Origin of the sequence: Bradyrhizobium sp. U87765 SZCCT0048, from assembly GCF_018131225.1 — a bacterium.
Classification (GTDB): domain Bacteria; phylum Pseudomonadota; class Alphaproteobacteria; order Rhizobiales; family Xanthobacteraceae; genus Bradyrhizobium_A.
On record NZ_JAFCMM010000005.1, the window covers coordinates 165,260 to 185,408 of the forward strand.

Here is a 20,149-nt window from a genome sequence, read left to right on the forward strand (position 1 = left end):
GCGTGCGTGAGGCGGGACCGGCTGTCGTTGCCGGATTGTTGACATTTTGAATCAATCCGGAATGTTCGTGGACGCGCGCTGCGTGTGCATGCACACGATCTGTGATTGCCGGTGACGCGCCGCGATGGAACCCGTCGCGACAAATTGATGCCGCATTGATGATCGACCGTCCGCGTCGACGATCGCTGATGCGTGGGGACGCAGATCCACGGCGGTCGCGCGTCACGTCTTTGGGGTGTTTCGCGTCATTCACATCTCGGGTCGCCGGTCCACAGGGATCGCGATGACTCGTGTCCGATCACGTATCGCCGGCCGCATGCGGCCGGCGTCAGGGGGGGATTATGCCCATCCGCGCCATCGGCGGGGGACTGGTCGCGCATGTCGCCGCGATCGCCGCCATGATCCTGATTGCCGCGGCAATCTTTTTCCTGCGATAGCCCCGCCGTCGCGCCCGCTATTTGGCGGGCTCGACCTGCGGCGCCGGCGCCGTGCTTGCCACGGCAACGGTCTCCCGCTGCATCGCTGCCTGCGGCGCGGCCGCGAGCGGCTGCGTGGCATCCTTGAGATTGACGAGATAACGCATGGCGGAACGGCTCGGCAGGAAGAAGTAGCCGCCGCCGCGCACCGTGGTGAAGCTCTGCATGCCGTCGAGAATCACCGGCCCCGCATGGGTCGGGATGGTGAACACGCGACGGTCGCCGGGTACGTCGGTGGCGGTGATCGCATCGGGCTCGTCGGTCAGGCCATGGAACACCGGCGAGGAGATCCAGGTCTGCTGGATGAACTCGAACTGGCGATCGATATCGGCGCACACGCCGATGAACAGCAGCCCCTTTTCGTCACGCCCGGTCGCGGCGTCGTGCTTGAGATAGGCGCGGCCGCGCCGCATCAGGCGATGGCGGTTGGTGATCAGCTGCTGCATCGGATCGAGTGGCTCGAGGCTGTCGCGCGGATTGGCGCGGCGGATGTGCGCGCCGAACGGACAGGTCAGGCCCTGGGGATCATCGGCGCCATAGCTGAAGTCGTTGTCGTCGGCCGAGGTCGAGCCGGCGATCAGCGGCACGCCGCTGCGCTGCCGGCCCATCATCTTGGCCGCCACCCAGTCGGCGGTCACCGGGGAACCATCGATGGAGGTGAGGCCGGTGCGGGCCCGCAGTTCGTCGGCCTTGCGCTGCGTGAAGGCCTCGAAGCCGTCGGCGTCGAGGGCGAACTGGCGGATCGCCAGGAACGCGCCGTTGCGGCCGAAGTCGCGGGTGTAAGGCGGCTTGGCGGCGAAGGCCGGATAGCGCGCGTAAGCGCTCGCCGGCACGTTGGGCAGCGCGTCGTGCTGGTCGGTCTCCGGATCCACGGTCGGCGTCGGCGGAAAGTAGTTCTGGTTGTTGCGATAGCCGAGGATGAACTCGCCGGGCTCGACGACGTCGCGCGGCAGTGCGCCGAGATTGAAGCGCTGCGTGCCCTTGATCACCGGCTGCGAGATGCCCTCGCGGAAGCCGAAATGGTTGTAGCTCGCCTTGTCGGGCGCGACCGGGCTGGTTTCGACGACATGCAGGAAGGCGCGTTCGCGGCCGCCGAGATGGGTGGCGTGCTGCGCCAGCAGCCGAGCGCATTCCTCCGGCGATTGGCCATAGACCAGCAGCACAGCGTCGGCAGCCTCGCGCGCGCCGTCGCCGTCCGGGCGCGGCTGGTCGGCCCACAGCCAGCGGTCAGGCGCCGACGCGCCGGCGTCGCCGAGCACGCGGTTGCGGCGTGCCATGCCGAAATTGAACGCGCTCGGAAACGAGGCGAGGCCTTCGTCGGGGACGGCGCTGGACATGCCGAGCTTGGCGAGACCGCTCGCCGAGAAGCCGACGAAGGTCGCCGAGGCACTGAAGCGCTTGTCGCCAAAGGCGAGCGCGGCGGGCGCGCGGTTGTGCTGGTCGGCGGTGGCGAAGCCGATGTCGGGCATCACCGTCTTGAGCCAGCCGCGGCAGGTCGCCGCGTCCTCGGGCAGGCGCACCAGCGCGCAGCCCATGAACGGCAGCTCGCCGAGGCCGCGGAACACGAGCGACTGCACCTCGTCGGTCTCGATGGCGTAGTCCGGGCGCGGCAGCGAGGCGAAGCAGTCGAGCCAGGCGCGCGCCGCGGTCTCGGTGCTGGCCCGCATCAGGCCGTCATGGATCACGGCGTTGTCGCGGATCTGGTCGGTAGTCAGACGCGGGAAGCGGCTGTACCAGAACTGCGAGCGCACCTGCTGGCGGCGCACCCAGCGCTTGAAGCGGTCGCCGTCCTGGGCGCCGCCGTAGATCAGGAAGCGCGTCGCCGGAAAGCCGACGCCATTGCTCCACGCGGCCGACTGGCCGGCATGGGCCTTCATCACGAAGTCCTCGAGATAGCTTTCCCAACTGCCGTCGAAATTCGACAGGAAGATCAGCTTCTCGGTGCCAGGCAGGCGGAACCAGCGCGCGTAGTGAATCGTGCCCATGTCGAGCACGAAGCCCGGGCGATAGGAACTGGCGACGAGCTGGCGGATGCCCCACAGCGACAGCGCGAGCGTGACCTTGCGGAACCAGCCGGGTTTGAGCGGCGTCACCGCCATGAAGTGGTTCTGCACATAGCCAGGCGCGTTTTCGACCGCAGCGACATCGGCCATGTGCGCGAGCGATGCCTCGCGGTCGTCGGGCAGATCGTGGCTCTCGTGCCAGCGCAGCAGTGCGAGGAAGCCGGCGACGACCGCGCCGGCGAGCAACGTGGTGATGATCAGTGCGGCGACGGCCGCGGCGGCGAGCCGCCCGATCAGCGCCGGCGACCAGCTCGCGCCGAGCGACAGATAGACGATCACCAGGCTGACGGCGAAGACGCCGGCGAGCGTCCAGTACACCGGCTTGAGCGCGCCGGAGGTCAGGAAAGCGGCGAACGCCTGGCTGCCGGTGCGATCGGTCCAGTCGGAGATCGCCAGCGTGCGGCGACTCGGGCGGATCATGAAATCGGCGAAACGCGCGCCGCGCGTCAGCAGCTCGCGGACCCGCGCGCGGTCGGCTTGTGGCGCGTCCGGATTGTTCGCATAGGCGACGAAGCGCGGGTCCTGGCGGATGAAGCCGCGGACATAGTCGAGCGCCACCATGGCGCGGCTGCCGAGGCCGAGATGGCTGTCCTGGTAGTGCTGCAGCGCGTCGCGGGCGAAGGCGGCGAGGTCGGTCTGGCGCGCGATGTCGTCGACGGCGAATTCCGGCGTGCCGTTGAAGTCGAGGCCGATCGTGCCCCACGGCTTCGTCTCGAAATTCGCTGCGAAACGCTCCAGCGCATCGGCGAGCGGCAGGCGCTCGGCGCCTTCGGCGAGGGCGAAGATCGGTCCGAGCCAGGGCGCCGTCGCGGCGGCGTAACGCGCCAGCGCGTCGGCGCGATTGCCGTCGAGATTGAGTTCGAGCACGAGGGTGTGGACCGGCGTGCCGTCGCTGCCGGTGTCGACGATGGCCAGCGAGGTGAAGTGCACGATGTTGGCGGCGGTCAGCGTGCGCGCGACATCGTCGATCGCGGGATTGCCGAGCGCATCGATCAGCGCCCTGGCCTGCGCGGCGCGCTCCGCCGGCACCGGCGCGCACACCACCAGCATCGTCTGGCTGCGCGGCGAGGCGGTCGGCTCGAATTCGACATCGAGCCGGCGCGGGAACGGGCCGACCGACACCGGCTGGCCGGCGGCGTCGGTGCAGCGGCGCAGGTTCTGTTGCCGGAACAGGGTGCCGAAGATTTCCTGCATCTGGGTCAGCGCGACATACTTGCCGACGCACCAGTGCGGGCCGAAGCCGAAGATCAGGTCGGGTTCGGCGGTGCGGTCGAGTTCGAAGCGATTGGGCGCGGCGAAGCGGCGACGATCGCGCAGCGCCGACGAGGTCGCGACCATCAGGACCGAGCCGGCCGGCACCTTGCGGGCGCGCCATGTGCCCGGCGCGATCACGCCGTCCTGTTTGGCGAAGCGCCACTGTCCCGGCGACAGCGCCGGGCTGAGGCGCGCGGCCTCCAGCAGGTATTTGCCGAGCGTCGCGGTGTCGTTCGCCTTCGCGGCGGCGATGGCGCCGGCGAGCGCGTGCGGCTCGCCGAGCAGGATATTGTAGACCTTGCCCGCCGCCAGTGTCAGCGTCGGGACGAGGCCGGTGGCGAGCCCCATCAGGTTGGAGCGGATCATGTCGTCGGTGACCAGCGGGTTGCTGCCCTGCAGGGCCAGCAGGCGGGTCATCAGGTTGTCGGCCGGCGGCGGATTGTTCGTCAGCATGCGCGTCTTGGTGCGGGCGATCGAGCGGTCGATGGTGCGGCGGACGTCGAACGCTGCGCGCAGCGCGCGCTCGTAGGTGTCCTCGTTGCCGAAGGGATCGGCGAACAGCAACAGCGAAATCGCGATGGTGTAGCCGGCGAAGGTATCGTAGTCGTCGACCTCGATGCCGAGATAGTCGGCGCCGACTTCGGCGGCGACACGGGTGATCAGGTCCTTCATGATGTCGATGCGGCCGCCGGATGCCGCCAGCAGGCGCTTCGACAGCTCCGCGGTCTGGCGGCGGATGGTCTCGACATCCTCGCGCTTGACGACGCCGGCGAGAATTTCGTGCTCGCGCTGCTGCTCCTCGCCATCCATGCCGAGCACGAGGTTGACGCCGGCGAGCTGGGTCATCTCCGGGCCGAACGGCACCTCGAACACCGTGCTCTCGCCGAGCACCTGGCGGACGTCGGCGTCGCGCGTGACGATGACGAGGCGTCCGAATTTCGGATTGGGCCACACCGCGCGGAAGATCGCGAACGCGATCAGCACGACCTTGTAGAACAGCCAGGTGCCGATCCGCGACGCGAGGCCCGAGCTGGCATAGGCGTCGATGTCGAAATCGGGGACCGTCGGCCGTCCGGTGGGATTGGCGGCGAGGCGCGCATTGATGGTGTCGAAATACTTGAAAGCAGGCATGGCTCCGCTCGCAATGTTGCGGATGGAAGGAAAAATCGGAAAAAGACGGTCGTCGGCGAGATCGAATATCGAATAAGGTCGTCAGGCAGGATCGAATTGCGTCACCAGCGCGCTGGACGCCGAACGGGCGACGGACGCCAGCGCATTGGCAAAATGGTCAGTCCACACAGGATTGATGAAAGGAAGCCACTCGATATAGGCGCGCGAAAAATCCGGTTTGGCAATCATCATTTCGGCGAAGGACTGCTTCGCCGCGGCGACGTCGCCCTGCTCGTACAGCGCAGTCACCTTCGTCATGTACGCATACCAGTAGCCGGGCCGACGCATCAAGGCGCGATCGGCGAAACTGATGGCCTGCGACCATTCACGGCACATGCAGTGCGCAATAGCGAGCTCGCCGAGCGGATAGAAGATGTGGATGTCGTTCGGGCTCAGCCGCAGCGCCATCGCCAGCGGGCCGAACGCTTCCTTCGGCCGGCCGGACAGGATCATGCAACTGCCGAGTTCGGCATGTGCCAGCGCAAGGCTGGGGTTGAGGTCGATCGCACGTCGCAGCATGTCCTCGGCGGTGTCGGAGCGGCGCAGCCACATCTCCGCCATGCCAGCCAGCATGTGGCCGCGACCGTCGTTGCAGTCGGCGAGGATGGCGCGCTGGGCCAGCCGCCGCATCTCCTGGATCTTGCTGGCGGACTGCCGTCCGGTCCAAATCGTCCAGGACAGATAGAAGGTGTTCTGGATCAGCGCCTCGGATGATTCCGGATCCAGCACCAGCGCCTCGGCGAACAGCCGCCGCGCCTTTTCGGCGTCGTCGCGGGAGAAGCGGTTGAGATGCCAGCGGCCGCGCCAGATCAGGTCGTTGACGTCGAGGTTGTCGCGCCGGCCATTGCGGGCGCGCATCTGCTCGGCGTAGTCGATGCGGTTGTCGAGCGCGGCGACCAGTTCGGCGACCACCAGCTCGATGTGTTCGAAGCCGCATGGCGAGGGCAGGCCGAGCCGCTGCGACCACAGGGTGAGGTTGCTGGTGGTGTCGGTCAGGCTGATGTGCAGCATGAACTTGTCGCCGAAGCGCCGCAGCCGGCCATCGAGCAGGTAGCGGGCGTCGAGCTGGCGGCTGATGCCCTTGCGGTCGTCCTGTCCGGCGAAGCTGAAGCTCGAGCCGCGGGCGATCACCGGCAGCCAGCGCAGGCACGACAGACGGTCGATCAGGTCCTCGCTGATGCCTTCGGAGATGTAGTCGTTGGCGGCATCGCCGGTGAGATTCTCGAACGACAGCACGGCGAGAGCGGGTCGGTCCTTGAAGCTGCGCAGCGGATCGGCCGGCGCCGCGCCGGGATTGGCGCCGTTCCTGGCGGCGGGAGCCGAGGGCGGCGGCGCCTTGGGCGGGGCCTTGAGCGCCGAGAGGCTTTCGCGCGGCGCAGCGCTCGCGCGGACGCGGGACAGTCGGCGCCGGATCACGTCGGCGCGGTCGTGGCGCTGTTCGCGCAGCCACTCCTCGAAGCCGGCCTCGCCGGAAATGTCCAGCCCTTCCAGGAAATCGCCGTCCGCGCTGTCACGGCGCGGGGAGCGGATGTCGATGTCGATCCGCTCGACGTCCAGGCGGATGACGTCGCGCTCGCAGATCAGCACGACGTCGTCGGCCTGGTTGAGCAGCTTTCGCAGGTTGAGCAGCTCGCGCCGCAGGCTGCCCTGGGCCTCATGGGTCTGCCGGCTGCCCCACAGCCTGTCCTGCAGCCAGGCCCGGGTGCGTTCGCCGTCGCGAGCGGTTGCCAGCATGGCCACCAGCGCCATGCCTTTCTTGCTGGAAACGTGAACCCGCTCGCCGCCGGGAGCGGAAAGCCGGAACGGCCCCAACAGGCTCAGCTGGTACTGCGAACGCGACATACCCCTTAGGTCCCCAGAGCCTTGCCGAGGTTAACATTTTTCACGATTTTATCACGCTTTTTCAACCGGCCAGCCGCCGCCGCCTCACGATCCGCGCACGCGATTGCGGTAGAACATTCCCGCTGAGGTAAGGCACTCGCCGGACGAATAACGGCGGGATGTCCGAAGGAGGCGGGGTTCTGGGGGAGTTGATCTGACAGGACCGTGGCATCCCTCCGGACGGTGCCAATGAGGGGCGGCCGGATCGCGACGGCCCAAATCGATTTCATCACCAAACAATTTTTAAAACCGCGGGCGTCCCGGTGTACCGGGGCGCCCGTCGGTTTTGTGATGCAGGCGTCGCGTCGGGCCCGCAGTCCCGCGCGCGCGATACCGGATTCGTCCGACACAGCCCGTCCCCCGCCGATCGATCGCGCTACGGATACCGTAGCTCGACGGGGTGGTCCAGAGCCGCACACGCGGTCGTGTCCGCATCGCGTCGTCAGCAGAAATGCGCCCCCTGGGTTTCGACATGGACGGCGTAGAGCGACTGGCTGGCCGCCATGAACAGGCGATTGCGCTTGGGGCCGCCGAAACAGACATTGGCGCAGATTTCCGGCAGGCGGATCTGGCCGATGCGCGATCCGTCCGGCGCAAAGACGTGGACGCCGTCATAGCCGTCGCCGACCCAGCCCATCCCGGCCCAGACATTGCCGTCGACATCTACTCGAATACCGTCGGCGAAGCCTGATTTACCGTCGAGCGTGGTGTCGGCGAACACGCGCGGGTTGGACAGCTTGGCGTCGTCGAGATCGTACTGCCAGATGATGTTCCTGGCATTGGGGTAGTGGGATGTGCCGGTGTCGCAGACATAGACTTTCCGGTAGTCATGGCTGAAGGCGAGGCCGTTGGGCTTGAACGGCTCGTCCGCGACCTTGGCGACCTCGCCGGATTGCGCGTCGATGCGGTATACAGCCTCCTTCTGATAGGGCTGCGGCGAACCGGTGGTCGCCATCTGCCCCTCGTAGCGGCCGAGCGCGCCGTAACCGGGATCGGTGAACCAGATCGACCTGTCGTTGGGATGCACGATCACGTCGTTCGGCCCGTTCAGCTGCTTGCCGTTCGCCTGCTCGGCGAGCACCGTCGGCGAACCATCGTGCTCGAAGCGCACGAGACGGGTGCGTTCGCAGGTCAGCTGCCGTCCTTCGGTGTCGAAGGTGTTGCCGTTGCTTTCGTTGGACGGCAGGCGGAAACGATCGGACACATGACGGTCGTCATCGAGATAACGAAGCTGCCGGTTGTTGGGAATGTCGCTCCACACGAGATAACGTCCCTGCGCGTGCCAGGCGGGGCCTTCCGCCCATAGACAGCCGGTGTACAGCCGCTGAATCGCGGCATTGCCGACCTTCGCCTTGAAGCGCTTGGCGTCGATCACCACGATGTCCGGATCGGGATAGCGTTGCGGCTCGCCGAGGCGGCCATAGTCGCGGGCGTGTGCGGCCGAGGCGACGATGGATGCGGTGGCGAGGGCGCCGATGCCGCGCAGCATGGTGCGGCGGTCGGGGCCACGCGGCGAATCGTCGTTCGCAGTTCGGGGCGGTGTCGAGGGAGCAGGCCGTGGCAACATGGGTGCGTCCTCCATTGCTCTGGCGGTGGGTTGGGGCCGTCCAGATTGTTTTGCCGGCGAGCCTTGTCCGCGATCGTGATGTTTTGTTGACGGCGCCGGCACCGTCCTGCGGTGAGATGGATCCGCATGAGATTTTTTCGGGGGCCCGCCGCGCTTTTGGCAGTTGCGTTCCCCGCATGGATGGAACAGGGTCCCGCCGCGTGCGCAGCGTGGCGCGCGCCCGCAAGCCGGTCGCCATGCCGCGCGCCCCGGGCAGTTTCATTTCCGGAACATCGTGACGTCTGATCCCCTCCCGGCAACGCCGCGCGCGACGCGCTGGCGCCGAGCCCTCGAAACGCTCGCACCGGCGCTGCCCGGCGCGACGCTGCGCGACCGGCTGATCGCCTGCGCCGGCGCGCTGCTGGCGGTGGGTCTCACCGGCGCGATCTGCACGTTCGGCTTCGGCCATGGCGGCGGCGCGCCGCTGCTCGTCGCCTCGGTCGGTGCGTCGGCCGTGCTGTTGTTCGCGGTGCCGGCGAGTCCGCTGGCGCAGCCGTGGGCGATCATTGGCGGCAACACGTTGTCGGCTTTTGTCGGCATCGTGGTGGCGCGGCTGATCGGCGATCCGCTGCTGGCGGCGGCGGTCGCCGCCGCGTTCGCCATCGCGGCGATGTCGCTGGCGCGCTGCCTGCATCCGCCGGGCGGTGCCGTGGCGCTCACGGCGGTGTTCGGCGGCCCGGCGGTGGCGAGCGCCGGGTGGCTGTTTCCGCTGGTGCCGGTCGCACTCAATTGTGCGGTGCTGGTCGCGCTGGGCTGGCTGTTCCATCGCTTCACCCGCCACGCCTATCCGCATCGCGCGTCCGCCGTCGTGCATCTCCATGGCATCGCCGACAGGCCGACGACGCTTCGCAGCGGCTTTCGCTCCGAGGACATCGATGGCGCGCTCAACGACTTCGGCGAGGCCTTCGATATCGATCGCGCCGATCTCGACCGTCTGCTGCGCCGGGTCGAGCAGCGCGCGCTGGAACGACGCCATGGTGCGCTGGTGTGCGCCGACATCATGTCGCGCGACGTCGTTGTCGTCGGCGAGAGCGCCGGGCCGGCCGCGGCGCGCGCCCTGCTGATCGATCACGGCATGCGATCGCTGCCGGTGCTCGATCGCGACGAACGGGTGGTCGGCATCGTCGGCCTGCGCGAGCTGTCCCGTCCCGGTGCCCGCATCAGCGACCTGATGGCGCCGGCACGGACCACGCAGCCCCAAACGCCGGCGTTGCGTTTGCTCGCGCCGCTGACCGATGGCCGCACCCATGCGGTGATTGTCGTCGACGAGGAGCGGCGGGCGATCGGCGTCGTCACCCAGACCGATCTTCTCGCTGCCATGGCACGCGCCGGCCTCCAGGCCGCGGTGGCGTAGCGCCCTAGTCTTCGACCGGCAGCTGTCCGCTGTTCTTGTAGGTCTTGATGGCGAAGTTGGAGCGCACGTCCTTGACGTGCGGCACCTTGAGCAGCTTCTCGAACAGGAAGCGCTGATAGGCCTCCTGGTCGGCGACCACGACCTCGAGGAGAAAGTCCATGTCGCCGGACACCAGCTGGCAGGACAGCACTTCCGGCCACGCGCCGATCGAGGCGACGAAGGCGCTGCCCTCGATGTCCTGCGGCCGGTCGTACTTGACGCCGACGAACACGGTGGTGCCGAGATCGAGCGCCTTGCGGTCGAGCTCGACCCGCCAGCCGCGGATCACGCCCTCGTCCTCCAGCCGCTTGACCCGGCGCAGGCACGGCGGCGGGGACAGCCCGATCTTCTCGGCCAGTGCGACGTTGGTGATGCGGGCGTCCTTCTGCAACTCGGCGATGATCCGGCGATCGAACTGGTCGAGAACGATTTTGGCCATGGCTCTCCCGGACGCCGACGCAAAGGGAAGGGTAAGCGATTAAAGGGTGTTTCCGGCGTTGTAAATCGCGCCGCTCGTTGCCGCCGTGGCCGTTGCGGGCGTCGCTGGCGCCCGCCGGAGAGGCGAGGCTGCCGCCCCGGAGCCGTTTCGGTCAGCCTTTGTTAGCCATGACATGGAACTCGGGCGCTGCGGTGCGCCATGGCGGCGCCGGCCCGGCGCGGGCAGCCGGCCGGTTCATGTTTCCTCAAAGAATACCGGCGACGGTACGGGTGCCGGTGGGAGGCTCGGGAGAACCGGCGCTCGGGGTGACAATGCGAACGCCATCACGCGTGGACGTTTCGAAGCTGCTTGCCGGTGATCTCGCCGCCTTCGGCGGACCGCAGGCCGACGAGGACGCCGCCGGCGCCATTCGCGCCGAACAGGTTGCGCTGGTGCTGCGCCATGCGCCCGGCATCATGCTGGCCAATGCCGGCAACGCGCTGGTACTGGTGCTGGCGCTGTGGACCACGCCGCTGCGCTGGCCGGCGGCGCTGTGGAGCTCGGCGGTGATCGGCACCGTGCTGCTGACCCTGCTCAAGGGCCGCGGCAGCTGGCGCATCACCAAGCCGACGTCGGTGTCGCGCCGCACCATTCATCGCCTGGTGCGCAACGCTTTCATTCTCGGCTGCGTCTGGGCGCTGCTGCCGCTGTATTTCTTCGCCGGCGCCGGTCAGGGCGGCCAGCTCGTCATCACCTGCCTGTGCGCCGGCATGCTCGCCGGCGGCGCGCTCGCCTTCGCCACCATTCCGGTCGCCGCGGTCGGCTTCATCGGCCCGATCTTTCTTGGCGCCGTCGTCAGCCTGGGGCGGATCGGTGACTTCATCTCTCTGCTGATGGTCGCGCTGATCCTGCTCTATGTCGGGGTGCTGCTGCGCGGCGTGTTCGCCTACGCGTTCGAATTTTCCGCCAGCCTCGTCCGCCAGATCGAGACGGCGAAGGCGGTGCGCCAGGATCCGTTGACGCGGCTGCCCAATCGGTTCGCCTTCAACGAGCGGCTCGATGCCTGCCTTGCGCGGTTGCTGCCGGGCGGCGCTGAGTTCGCGATCCTTCTTCTCGACCTCGACCGCTTCAAGCAGATCAATGACCAGTACGGCCATCCGGTCGGCGACGGCTTCCTCGTCGAGGTGGCGGCGCGGCTGCGGCGCTGCACCGGCGAGGGCGATTTCGCCGCGCGCATCGGCGGCGACGAGTTCGCGCTGATCGCGACCGGCCTGACCAAGCCGGAAGATGCGCTCGCCATCGCCGAGCGCATCGTCGCCGCCTTCGCCGATCCCTTCCGCATCGACGAGCGCGAGATCGCCGGCGCCACCAGCATCGGCATCGTACTGGCGCCGCGCGACGGCACGACCGCCAACGATCTGTTCAAGCATGTCGACATGGCGCTGTACCGCGCCAAGCGCGCCGGCAGCGGCACCATCGAGTTCTTCGCGCCGGGCGACGACATCGCCGCCCGCGAGCGCCGCGCGCTGGTGCGCGATCTCGAGCAGGCGGTGGCGCGGGGCGAGCTGGCGCTGGTCTATCAGCCTTTCCTCGATCTGCGAACCGGGCGCATCGCCGGTGTCGAGGCGCTGGCGCGCTGGCATCATCCCGTGCGCGGCCTCGTCTCGCCGGCGGAGTTCATTCCGATCGCCGAGGAGACCGGCCTCATCCACGGCATCGGCGACTGGGTGATCCGCGAGGCGTGCACGACGCTGGCGCGTTGGCCGCAGGACATCCGCGTTGCCGTCAATGTCTCGGCGGTGCAGCTGCAGAACACCGGCATCCTGCAGACTGCGGTGCGTGCGCTGGCGGATGCCGGCGTGGCGCCGCATCGCCTCGAGATCGAGATGACGGAATCGATGCTGCTGTCGAAGTCGGGCGCGGCGCCCTCGGTGCTCGATGCGCTGCTCGCCCTCGGCGTTACGCTGGCGCTCGACGATTTCGGCACCGGCTTCTCCTCGCTGACCTACCTGCGCAAGCTGCCGTTCAGCCGCATCAAGATCGATCAGTCGTTCATTCGCGACATGCTGACCCGGCCGGATTGCGCCGCCATCGTCCGTTCGGTGATTGGTCTTGCGCAGGATCTGCGCATCGGCGTGGTCGCCGAGGGCGTCGAGACCACGCCGCAGCTCGACGCGCTGCGCGACGCCGGATGCGACGAGGTGCAGGGCTACCTGATCGGCCGGCCGATGCCGGCGGCCGAGGTGTCGGCGCTGCTCACCGCCGATCGGCCGAAGACCGGGCACGCCGCCTGAAGCATTGAAATTCCTGCACGCGCCTCTCGCAGCGTGCACCGGGCTGCCTATATTTCCTTTATAAGTGACGTCTGGGAGCTGCGGCTGATTCGGCCTCCCGATCGGCTGCTCCAAACGACCGCTCCCGGCAAAGGAGGTGCGTCGTGCGTGATCTCGCCAGCCTCGAGGCGCGGTTCGGCGCCACGAACTATGCCCCGCTGCCGGTCACCCTCGTGCGGGGTGACGGCGTCTATCTCTTCGATGCGCAGGGCCGTCGCTATCTCGACATGATGGGCGCCTATTCGGCGGTGTCGTTCGGCCATTGCCATCCCCGCCTGATCGCGGCGCTGACGGCGCAGGCCAGTCGCCTCGACACCATCTCGCGCGCCTATTTCAGCGATCGCCTCGGTCCGTTCCTGGCGCGCGCCTGCGAACTGACTGGCATGGATGCGGCGCTGCCGATGAACAGCGGCGCGGAGGCGGTCGAGACCGCGCTCAAGGCGGCGCGCAAGTGGGCCTACAAGGTCAAGGGCGTGCCGGCCGATCGCGCCGAGATCATCGTCGCCGACGGCAATTTCCACGGCCGCACCATTGCCATTGTCGGCTTCTCCACCGTGCCGCAGTACCGCGACGGCTTCGGTCCGTTCCCGGCCGGCTTCCGCCATGTGCCGTTCGGCGACGCCGCCGCGCTTGCCGCGGCGATCACGCCGGAGACCGCGGCGTTCCTGGTCGAGCCGGTGCAGGGCGAGGGCGGCATCAACGTGCCGCCGGACGGCTACCTCGCCGAAGTCGCCGCAATCTGCCGCGCCGGCAATGTCTTGCTGATCTGCGACGAGGTGCAGAGCGGCCTCGGCCGCACCGGGCGGTTGCTCGCCTGCCAGCACGACGGCGTCACGCCGGACGGCCTGATCCTCGGCAAGGCGCTCGGCGGCGGCCTGCTGCCGGTGTCGCTGTTCCTCGGCCGCGGCGCGGTGATGGACGTGTTCAGGCCGGGCGATCACGGCAGCACCTTCGGCGGCAACCCGATCGCCGCCGCGGTCGGCCTCGCCGCGCTCGATCTGCTGGTCGAGGAGCGGCTGGTGGAGCGCTCGGCGGAGAGAGGCGCGCATCTGATGCGACGGCTGCAGGCGATCAACAATCCGCTGATCGTCGAGGTGCGCGGCCGCGGCCTGTTCGTCGGCGTCGAACTGCGCCGCGACGTCGCCGCCGCCGATGTCGTGCATGGTCTCCTCGACGCCGGCGTGCTGACCAAGGACACCCACCGCAACACCATCCGCCTCGCGCCGCCGCTGATCATCGACGAACGACAGATCGACTGGGCGGTTGACCGTCTCGCCGAGGTGCTCGACGCCGCGGTGCCGCTGGCTGCGGACACCTCACGCGAGGCGGCGCCGGCGAAGTGATGGCAGGCTTGGTGCAGTGATGATGGTCGGCGTCAGGCTTCAATCCGTCATCCTGAGATGCGAGCCAACGGGTCCGCGCAAAGCGCGGCCCGATGACAGGCTCTGCGAGCCTCGAAGGATGCACGGCCGCTGAGCTGCCGCTCGGGCCGTCGCCCTTCGAGGGCCATGCTTTGCATGGCCACCTCAGGGTGACGGATTTGTGCTTCGATCCAAGCCCATCCACACCCCCGAGCCAATCCGCCTTCAATGCATCAGGCGTCCACCCGCGATGTCGAGGGTCGAGCCGGTGATCCATGCGGCGCTGCTCGAGGCGAGGAACAGCGCCGCGCCGGCGACGTCGGCGGGTGTGCCCAGCCGATTCAGCGGATGCAGCGCGGCGATGGTGGCGCGCTGCTCCGCCGGCATGTGGCGCGCGGTGCGTTCGGTGAGGATCGCCGACGGCGACACGCAGTTCACCCGGACGTCGAACGGGCCGACCTCCTGCGCCAGATGGCGCGTCAGCATGATCACGCCGGCTTTCGCCGACGCATAAGCCGAGGACGCCGCCGACGCGGCGCGGCCGGCGGTCGACGCCATGGTGACGATCGCGCCGGAGCGCCGCTCGCGCATCGCCGGCAGGAAGGTCTTCAGTGTCAGGAAGGTCGCGGTGAGATTGTGGTCGAGGGCCGAGCGCCAGTCGTCCTCGCGCGTCTCGTGCACCGGCGCGGGCCGGGCGGTGCCGCCGCCTGCGAATGCCATGAGGACGTCGACTGCGCCGAAGCGCGCCGTGATCGTGGCGCGGGCGTGGTCGAGCGCGGCGGCATCGGTGCAGTCGGCCGCGACCGCCATCACCTCCGCGCCGCCTTTCGCCATGTCGTCGGTGATGCGCGCCAGCGCCGCAGTGTCACGGCCGCCGACCGCCACACGCGCACCGTTCGCGGCGAGCCAGCGGCAGGTCTCGGCGCCGATGCCGCCGGAACCTCCGGTGACGAACGCCACCTTGCCGGCGAGATCGGGATAGATCGGGAACCGCAGCATCTGAACACTCCACGCAACTGACATTGAACCTGCATAAAATTAGATATACATATCGTATAGTCAATTTGAGGAGTCAATCGCCTGGCATCGCGGACCTATCGCAGCCCGCAACGCACCGAGGCCGCGGCGCGGACTCGTGCGCGCCTCGTCGACGCCGCGACCGCTCTGCTCGCGGCGGCGGACAGCGGCCCGGTGTCGCTCGATGCCGTGGCGAAAGCCGCCGGCGTGACGCGGCTCACCGTCTACAATCAGTTCGGCTCGCGTCGGGCGCTGCTGGAAGCGGTGTTCGACGATCTCGCGCAACGCGGCGGGCTGGGGCAGTTGGCGGAAGCGATGGCGGACGGCAATCCGCGCGCCGGGCTCGACCGGCTGATTACGATTTTCTGTGCGTTCTGGGATTTTCGCCGTGCGGCGATGGCGCGGCTGGAAGCGGAGGCGATCGCCGATCCCGAACTCGCGGACAGCCTCGCGGCGCGCAACGCGCGGCGGCGGCAGGCGCTCGCCGTGCTGGTCGGCCGCATCGCCGGCCGCAGCGGCGCCCGCGCGGCGCGCGATCTCGTCGACGTGCTGTTTGCCCTCACCGGGCATGCCTTCTTCGCCGCGTTGACCGCGGACGGCCGTTCGACGGCGGCGGCATGCGCGCTGATCCAGTCGCTGGCGAGCGACGCGGTGGCGCGCGTCGCGCCGCCGCAGCGCTGACGCCGCGCCTCAGCCGATGTCGAAGGTGACGCCCTGGGCGAGCGGCAGGTCGCGGCCGTAGTTCACCGTGCTGGTCTGGCGGCGCATGTACGCCTTCCAGGCGTCGGAACCGGCCTCGCGACCGCCGCCGGTGTCCTTTTCGCCGCCGAATGCGCCGCCGATTTCCGCGCCCGACGGGCCGATGTTGACATTGGCGATGCCGCAGTCCGACCCCGCGGCGGCGACGAAGGCTTCGGCCTCGCGCAGGTCGCTGGTGAAGATCGACGACGACAGGCCCTGGCGCACCGCGTTGTGCAGCCGCACGGCTTCGCCGAGATCGTCGTAGGGCATGACATAGAGGATCGGCGCGAAGGTCTCGTCGAGCACGGGGCCGGTCTGCTGCGGCATCTCGACGAGGGCCGGCGTCACGTAATAGGCTTCCGCGCCGAGGTCACCGGCGACGCGCGCACCGCCGGTCACCGTGCCGCCACTCTGGCGTGCGCGCGCCAGCGCGCCCTGCATGCGGCTGAAGGCGTCGCCATCGATCAGCGGACCGATCAGCACCCGTGCATTGTCGAGCGGATTGCCGATCGGCAGGCCGGCATAGACGCGCTTCAGCTTGTCGAGCAGTGCGGTGTGGACGCCGCGATGCACGAACAGCCGCCGCAACGTGGTGCAGCGCTGCCCTGCGGTGCCGACAGCGGCGAAGGTGATGGCGCGCAGCGCGAGGTCGAGATCCGCCGACGGGCAGACGATCGCCGCGTTGTTGCCGCCGAGCTCGAGGATGGCGCGGCCGAAGCGCTGCGCGAGGCGCGGGCCGACGACACGGCCCATCGCCGTCGAGCCGGTCGCCGACACCAGCGGCACGCGGGCATCGTCGACAAGGCGCTCGCCGACCTCGCGGCCGCCGGTCAGCACCGCCGACAGTCCCTTCGGCGCGTCGCCGAATTGCTTCAGCGCGCGATCGACCAGCGCCTGCACCGCGAGCGCGGTCAGCGGCGTCTTCTCCGATGGCTTCCAGATCACGGGGTCGCCGCACACCAGCGCCAGCGCCGCGTTCCACGCCCACACCGCGACAGGAAAGTTGAAGGCGGTGATGATGCCGACCGGGCCGAGCGGGTGCCACTGCTCCATCATGCGATGGTTGGGCCGCTCGCTGGCGATGGTGAGGCCGTGGAGCTGGCGCGACAGCCCGACGGCGAAGTCGCAGATGTCGATCATCTCCTGCACTTCGCCCTGGCCCTCGGAGGCGATCTTGCCCGCCTCGATGGTGACGAGTGCACCGAGATCGCTCTTGGCCGCGCGCAGCTCCGCGCCGATCAGGCGCACCAGCTCGCCGCGCCGCGGCGCCGGCACCTCGCGCCAGGCGTGGAACGCCTGTTCCGCGGCGGCGATGGCGACGTCGACTTCGGTCGCGGTGGCGTCGGCGACATGGCCGATCACCGCGCCGGTCAGCGGCGAGTGCACGGCGCGGCCGGCGCCGCTGATGCGGTCGGCGGGAACGCCGAAATTCTGCAGGATGGACGTGACACGCGCGGCAAGGGTCATGGCGAAGCCCGGCAATGGGGGACGTGATCGGCGCAGTCTATCACGATGCGGCGCTCGCCGCTGCAAAGGCTTGCCGGCCACGGCGCGGCAATGGGATAAAGCGGGCTGGAGAGGAAACAGGACAGATTCATGACAAAGATGTTTGATCTTTCGGGCCGCGTCGCCGTGGTCACCGGCGGCAACGGCGGTATCGGGCTCGGCATCGCCGAGGCGCTGGTGGCCCATGGCTGTGCGGTGTCGATCTGGGGCCGCAACGCCGAGAAGAACACAGCTGCGCTGGCGCGGCTGCGCAAGCTCGGCGACAAGGTGCAGGCGCAGGTCTGCGACGTGTCGGATCGCGATGCCGCGATCGCCGCCACCGACGCGACCCTCAATGCGTTCGGCCGCATCGATGGCTGTTTCGCCAACGCCGGCATCGGCGGCGGTGGCCGCACCGCGTTCGCCGATCGCACCGCCGACGACTGGCGGCGGATGTTCGCGGTCAATCTCGACGGCGTGTTCCACGCTTTCCAGCCGGTGGTGCGCCACATGATCGCGCGCGCGGGGCAGGGCGATGGGTTCGGCCGCCTGGTCGCGACCTCCAGCATGGCGTCGCTGTTCGGCACCGCGCGCAACGAGCACTACGCCGCCTCCAAGGCGGCGATCAATTCGCTGATCCAGGCGCTCGCCGTCGAGCACGCGCGCTTCGGCATCACCGCCAACGCCATCCTGCCGGGCTGGATCGACACCGAAATGACGGGTGGCCTGCAGGCCAACGACAGGTTCATGGCCAACGTCATGCCGCGGATTCCGGTGCGCCGCTTCGGCACGCCGGAGGATTTCGCAGGGATCGCCGTCTACCTGATGAGCCGCGCGTCGGCCTATCACACCGCGGATACGATCGTGATCGACGGCGGCTACAGCGTGTTCTGATCGCGGTATCGGCGTGTTGTCGTCTGCACGGCGCCGTCTCGCAGGAGACGGCGCCGTTTGTCTTTCCGCCGCTGCGCTCCCTTGACGGGTATGAAAAATCGGCGCATCAATCCGCCCCTGAAAAATGGCGCCGCCATTCCGAGGACCACATGAGCACGCTTCGCTCGCAGAAAAACGCACGGATCCAACGTCGCCGGCTCGCGCCGGTCGGCGCGCCGTCATGCGCGTATCGGGCGAAAGCGCTGACTGCATCCGGAACGCGCTCCCTCGTGTACTCCGGCATATCACCTCGAAAATAGCGGGCAGGCGGGCATAGCTCTCTGCCATTCGGCGGAGGGGCTCATGGCCCGCAATCGTTTCACCCGGCCATCCGGTTTTTCAATATCCAGCACCGTCGCGTCGTCGTCAGGCGACGTTGGATCGCGTGTGCGCAGCGATATGCGCCGCAACCCCCTTTCATCTGTCCCGGTTCGCGCGGCGCGCTGGCTCGTGGCCGGAGGATTTTCCCATTCGTATTTTGCAGGAGGAGATTGTCATGCGTCCTGATCCCCATATGGAGCGAGCGCGCGAACTGTGCATCGCCGCCGGCGTCGATCCCGACTCGCGGGTCGGCGAGGGCCGTGGCATGCCGGCGTGGTGCCTGTACCGTGATGCGGCGCAGAAGGAGAAGATGGCGCGCGAACTCGACGCGATCGCCGAAGGCATTGCGACCCATCGGCCGCAGGATGCCCGGTTCCAGAGCGCGCCGCTCAAGGTGTTCGGAACGCACGATGCCGCCACGCTCGCGCAGATGCGCAACTGCATGGCGATCGGCAACGTGGTTGGCGGCGTGGTGTGCGCCGATGGTCATCTCGGCTACGCCCAGCCCGTCGGCGGCGTCATCGCCTACGAGAAGCAGATCAGCATCTCCGGCGTCGGCTTCGATATCGGCTGCGGCAATATGGCCGTGCGCCTCGACACGACGTTCGCGGCGATCGAGGACCGCATCGGGGAGATCGTGCACGACATCGCGCGGGTCATCTCGTTCGGCATCGGCCGCTCCAACAGCGAGCGCGTCGAGCACGACCTGTTCGACGACGGCGACGCGTGGAAGGCATCCGACATGGAGGCCTACCGGTCGAAGGCGCTGACGCAGCTCGGCACCGTCGGATCGGGCAACCATTATGTCGACCTCATGCGCGACGAGGCCGGCCATGTCTGGATCGGCGTGCACTTCGGCAGCCGTGGCCTTGGCCACACCAGCGCGACGCATTACCTCAAGGCGGCCGGCGGCAAGGACGGCATGAACGTGCGGCCCGCGGTGATCGACGAAGACAGCGAGCTTGGCCGGCGCTACATCGCCGCGATGGAGCTCGCGGGCCGCTATTCGTATGCCGGCCGCGAGTGGGTGGTGGAGCGCGTCCGCCGGATCATCGGCGGCGCGGTCACCGACATGGTGCACAACCACCATAACTATGCGTGGCGCGAGACCCATGGCGGCGTCGACCTCTGGGTGGTGCGCAAGGGCGCGACGCCGGCCTTTCCCGGCCAGCGCGGCTTCGTCGGTGGCTCGATGGGCGACGACGCCGTCATCATCGAGGGTGTCGACAGCGCGGACGCGCGGGCGTCGTTCTACTCGACGGTGCACGGCGCCGGCCGGTTGTTCGGCCGCAAGGAGGCCAAGCGGCGCTTCACCCGCGAGGCCATGGACGGTTGGTTGCGCGAGCGCGGCGTCACGCTGATCGGCGCCGATCTCGACGAAAGCCCGATGGCGTACCGCCGCCTGCCGGAGGTGATCGCCGAGCATGCCGGCACCGTGCGCGTGCTGCACACGCTGCGGCCGTTCGCGGTGGTGATGGCCGGCGAGGGCGAGTTCGATCCGTTCAAGGATTGAACAGGGAATGCGCGCTGTTTCGGGTTTGGAGCGGCGCGCGTTCTTCAGCCTCGCTCTTCATCGTGAGGAGCCTGCGCAGCAGGCGTCTCGAAGGATGAGGCCCGCTGCACGCGTGCGCTTCACGGCCTCATGGTTCGAGACGCGCGGCTGCGCCGCGCTCCTCACCATGAGGAGGACGTTCGTG

General features: G+C 68.5%; 12 protein-coding genes. 6 read left to right on the top strand and 6 right to left on the bottom strand.

Annotated elements, in window-relative coordinates:
- Positions 1–454: 454 nt before the first annotated feature.
- From JQ639_RS27500 to JQ639_RS27510, 3 genes are all read right to left on the bottom strand, one after another.
- The gene (locus JQ639_RS27500; protein ID WP_211962443.1) at positions 455–4,924 is read right to left on the bottom strand and encodes a cytochrome P450; all 4,470 of its coding nucleotides are present in this window, start codon (positions 4,922–4,924) and stop codon (positions 455–457) included.
- Positions 4,925–5,005: 81 nt separating this feature from the next.
- Positions 5,006–6,805 (bottom strand): AfsR/SARP family transcriptional regulator, encoded by a 1,800-nt coding sequence (locus JQ639_RS27505; protein ID WP_211962445.1) that lies wholly within the window; start codon positions 6,803–6,805, stop codon positions 5,006–5,008.
- A gap of 481 nt (positions 6,806–7,286) precedes the next feature.
- Positions 7,287–8,333 (bottom strand): SMP-30/gluconolactonase/LRE family protein, encoded by a 1,047-nt coding sequence (locus tag JQ639_RS27510; RefSeq protein WP_249122900.1) that lies wholly within the window; start codon positions 8,331–8,333, stop codon positions 7,287–7,289.
- A gap of 352 nt (positions 8,334–8,685) precedes the next feature.
- Here JQ639_RS27510 and JQ639_RS27515 point away from each other — a divergent pair, with 352 nt between their 5' ends.
- Positions 8,686–9,804, top strand: coding sequence for an HPP family protein (locus JQ639_RS27515; protein WP_211962447.1), 1,119 nt, complete (start codon positions 8,686–8,688; stop codon positions 9,802–9,804).
- A gap of 4 nt (positions 9,805–9,808) precedes the next feature.
- Here the strand turns inward: JQ639_RS27515 and JQ639_RS27520 are convergent, their stop codons facing one another.
- Positions 9,809–10,282: an Lrp/AsnC family transcriptional regulator gene (locus tag JQ639_RS27520; RefSeq protein WP_211962448.1), complete on the bottom strand. Its 474-nt coding sequence runs from the start codon at positions 10,280–10,282 to the stop codon at positions 9,809–9,811.
- 311 nt (positions 10,283–10,593) lie between these two features.
- Here JQ639_RS27520 and JQ639_RS27525 point away from each other — a divergent pair, with 311 nt between their 5' ends.
- Positions 10,594–12,555: a putative bifunctional diguanylate cyclase/phosphodiesterase gene (locus JQ639_RS27525; RefSeq protein WP_211962449.1), complete on the top strand. Its 1,962-nt coding sequence runs from the start codon at positions 10,594–10,596 to the stop codon at positions 12,553–12,555.
- Between the two features lie 143 nt (positions 12,556–12,698).
- Positions 12,699–13,937 (top strand): ornithine--oxo-acid transaminase, encoded by a 1,239-nt coding sequence (rocD, locus tag JQ639_RS27530; RefSeq protein ID WP_211962450.1) that lies wholly within the window; start codon positions 12,699–12,701, stop codon positions 13,935–13,937.
- A gap of 243 nt (positions 13,938–14,180) precedes the next feature.
- On the opposite strand, the gene JQ639_RS27535 is transcribed toward rocD, so the two are convergent.
- Positions 14,181–14,954, bottom strand: coding sequence for an SDR family NAD(P)-dependent oxidoreductase (locus tag JQ639_RS27535; protein ID WP_211962451.1), 774 nt, complete (start codon positions 14,952–14,954; stop codon positions 14,181–14,183).
- 81 nt (positions 14,955–15,035) lie between these two features.
- On the opposite strand from JQ639_RS27535, the gene JQ639_RS27540 reads away from it, so the two are divergent.
- Positions 15,036–15,653 carry a TetR/AcrR family transcriptional regulator gene (locus tag JQ639_RS27540; protein ID WP_211964862.1) on the top strand — a complete coding sequence of 206 codons (618 nt, stop codon included), beginning with the start codon at positions 15,036–15,038 and terminating at the stop codon, positions 15,651–15,653.
- A 9-nt stretch (positions 15,654–15,662) separates the two neighbouring features.
- Here the strand turns inward: JQ639_RS27540 and amaB are convergent, their stop codons facing one another.
- Entirely contained in the window at positions 15,663–17,180 is a 1,518-nt protein-coding gene (gene amaB / locus JQ639_RS27545) for an L-piperidine-6-carboxylate dehydrogenase (RefSeq protein ID WP_211962452.1), read from the bottom strand.
- Positions 17,181–17,309: 129 nt separating this feature from the next.
- Here amaB and JQ639_RS27550 point away from each other — a divergent pair, with 129 nt between their 5' ends.
- Positions 17,310–18,092 carry an SDR family NAD(P)-dependent oxidoreductase gene (locus tag JQ639_RS27550; protein ID WP_211962454.1) on the top strand — a complete coding sequence of 261 codons (783 nt, stop codon included), beginning with the start codon at positions 17,310–17,312 and terminating at the stop codon, positions 18,090–18,092.
- Positions 18,093–18,627: 535 nt separating this feature from the next.
- Positions 18,628–19,965, top strand: a complete 1,338-nt coding sequence (locus tag JQ639_RS27555; protein WP_211962456.1) for an RtcB family protein — start codon at positions 18,628–18,630, stop codon at positions 19,963–19,965.
- The last annotated feature ends 184 nt before the right edge of the window (positions 19,966–20,149 follow it).

Bases quoted from the DNA above. Each gene is read 5' to 3' on its own strand.
- JQ639_RS27500 (WP_211962443.1), bottom strand. From the start codon at position 4,924: ATGCCTGCTTTCAAGTATTTCGACACCATCAATGCGCGCCTCGCCGCC.
- JQ639_RS27505 (WP_211962445.1), bottom strand. From the start codon at position 6,805: ATGTCGCGTTCGCAGTACCAGCTGAGCCTGTTGGGGCCGTTCCGGCTT.
- JQ639_RS27510 (WP_249122900.1), bottom strand. From the start codon at position 8,333: ATGCTGCGCGGCATCGGCGCCCTCGCCACCGCATCCATCGTCGCCTCG.
- JQ639_RS27520 (WP_211962448.1), bottom strand. From the start codon at position 10,282: ATGGCCAAAATCGTTCTCGACCAGTTCGATCGCCGGATCATCGCCGAG.
- JQ639_RS27525 (WP_211962449.1), top strand. From the start codon at position 10,594: ATGCGAACGCCATCACGCGTGGACGTTTCGAAGCTGCTTGCCGGTGAT.
- JQ639_RS27535 (WP_211962451.1), bottom strand. From the start codon at position 14,954: ATGCTGCGGTTCCCGATCTATCCCGATCTCGCCGGCAAGGTGGCGTTC.
- amaB (WP_211962452.1), bottom strand. From the start codon at position 17,180: ATGACCCTTGCCGCGCGTGTCACGTCCATCCTGCAGAATTTCGGCGTT.
- JQ639_RS27550 (WP_211962454.1), top strand. From the start codon at position 17,310: ATGACAAAGATGTTTGATCTTTCGGGCCGCGTCGCCGTGGTCACCGGC.
- JQ639_RS27555 (WP_211962456.1), top strand. From the start codon at position 18,628: ATGCGTCCTGATCCCCATATGGAGCGAGCGCGCGAACTGTGCATCGCC.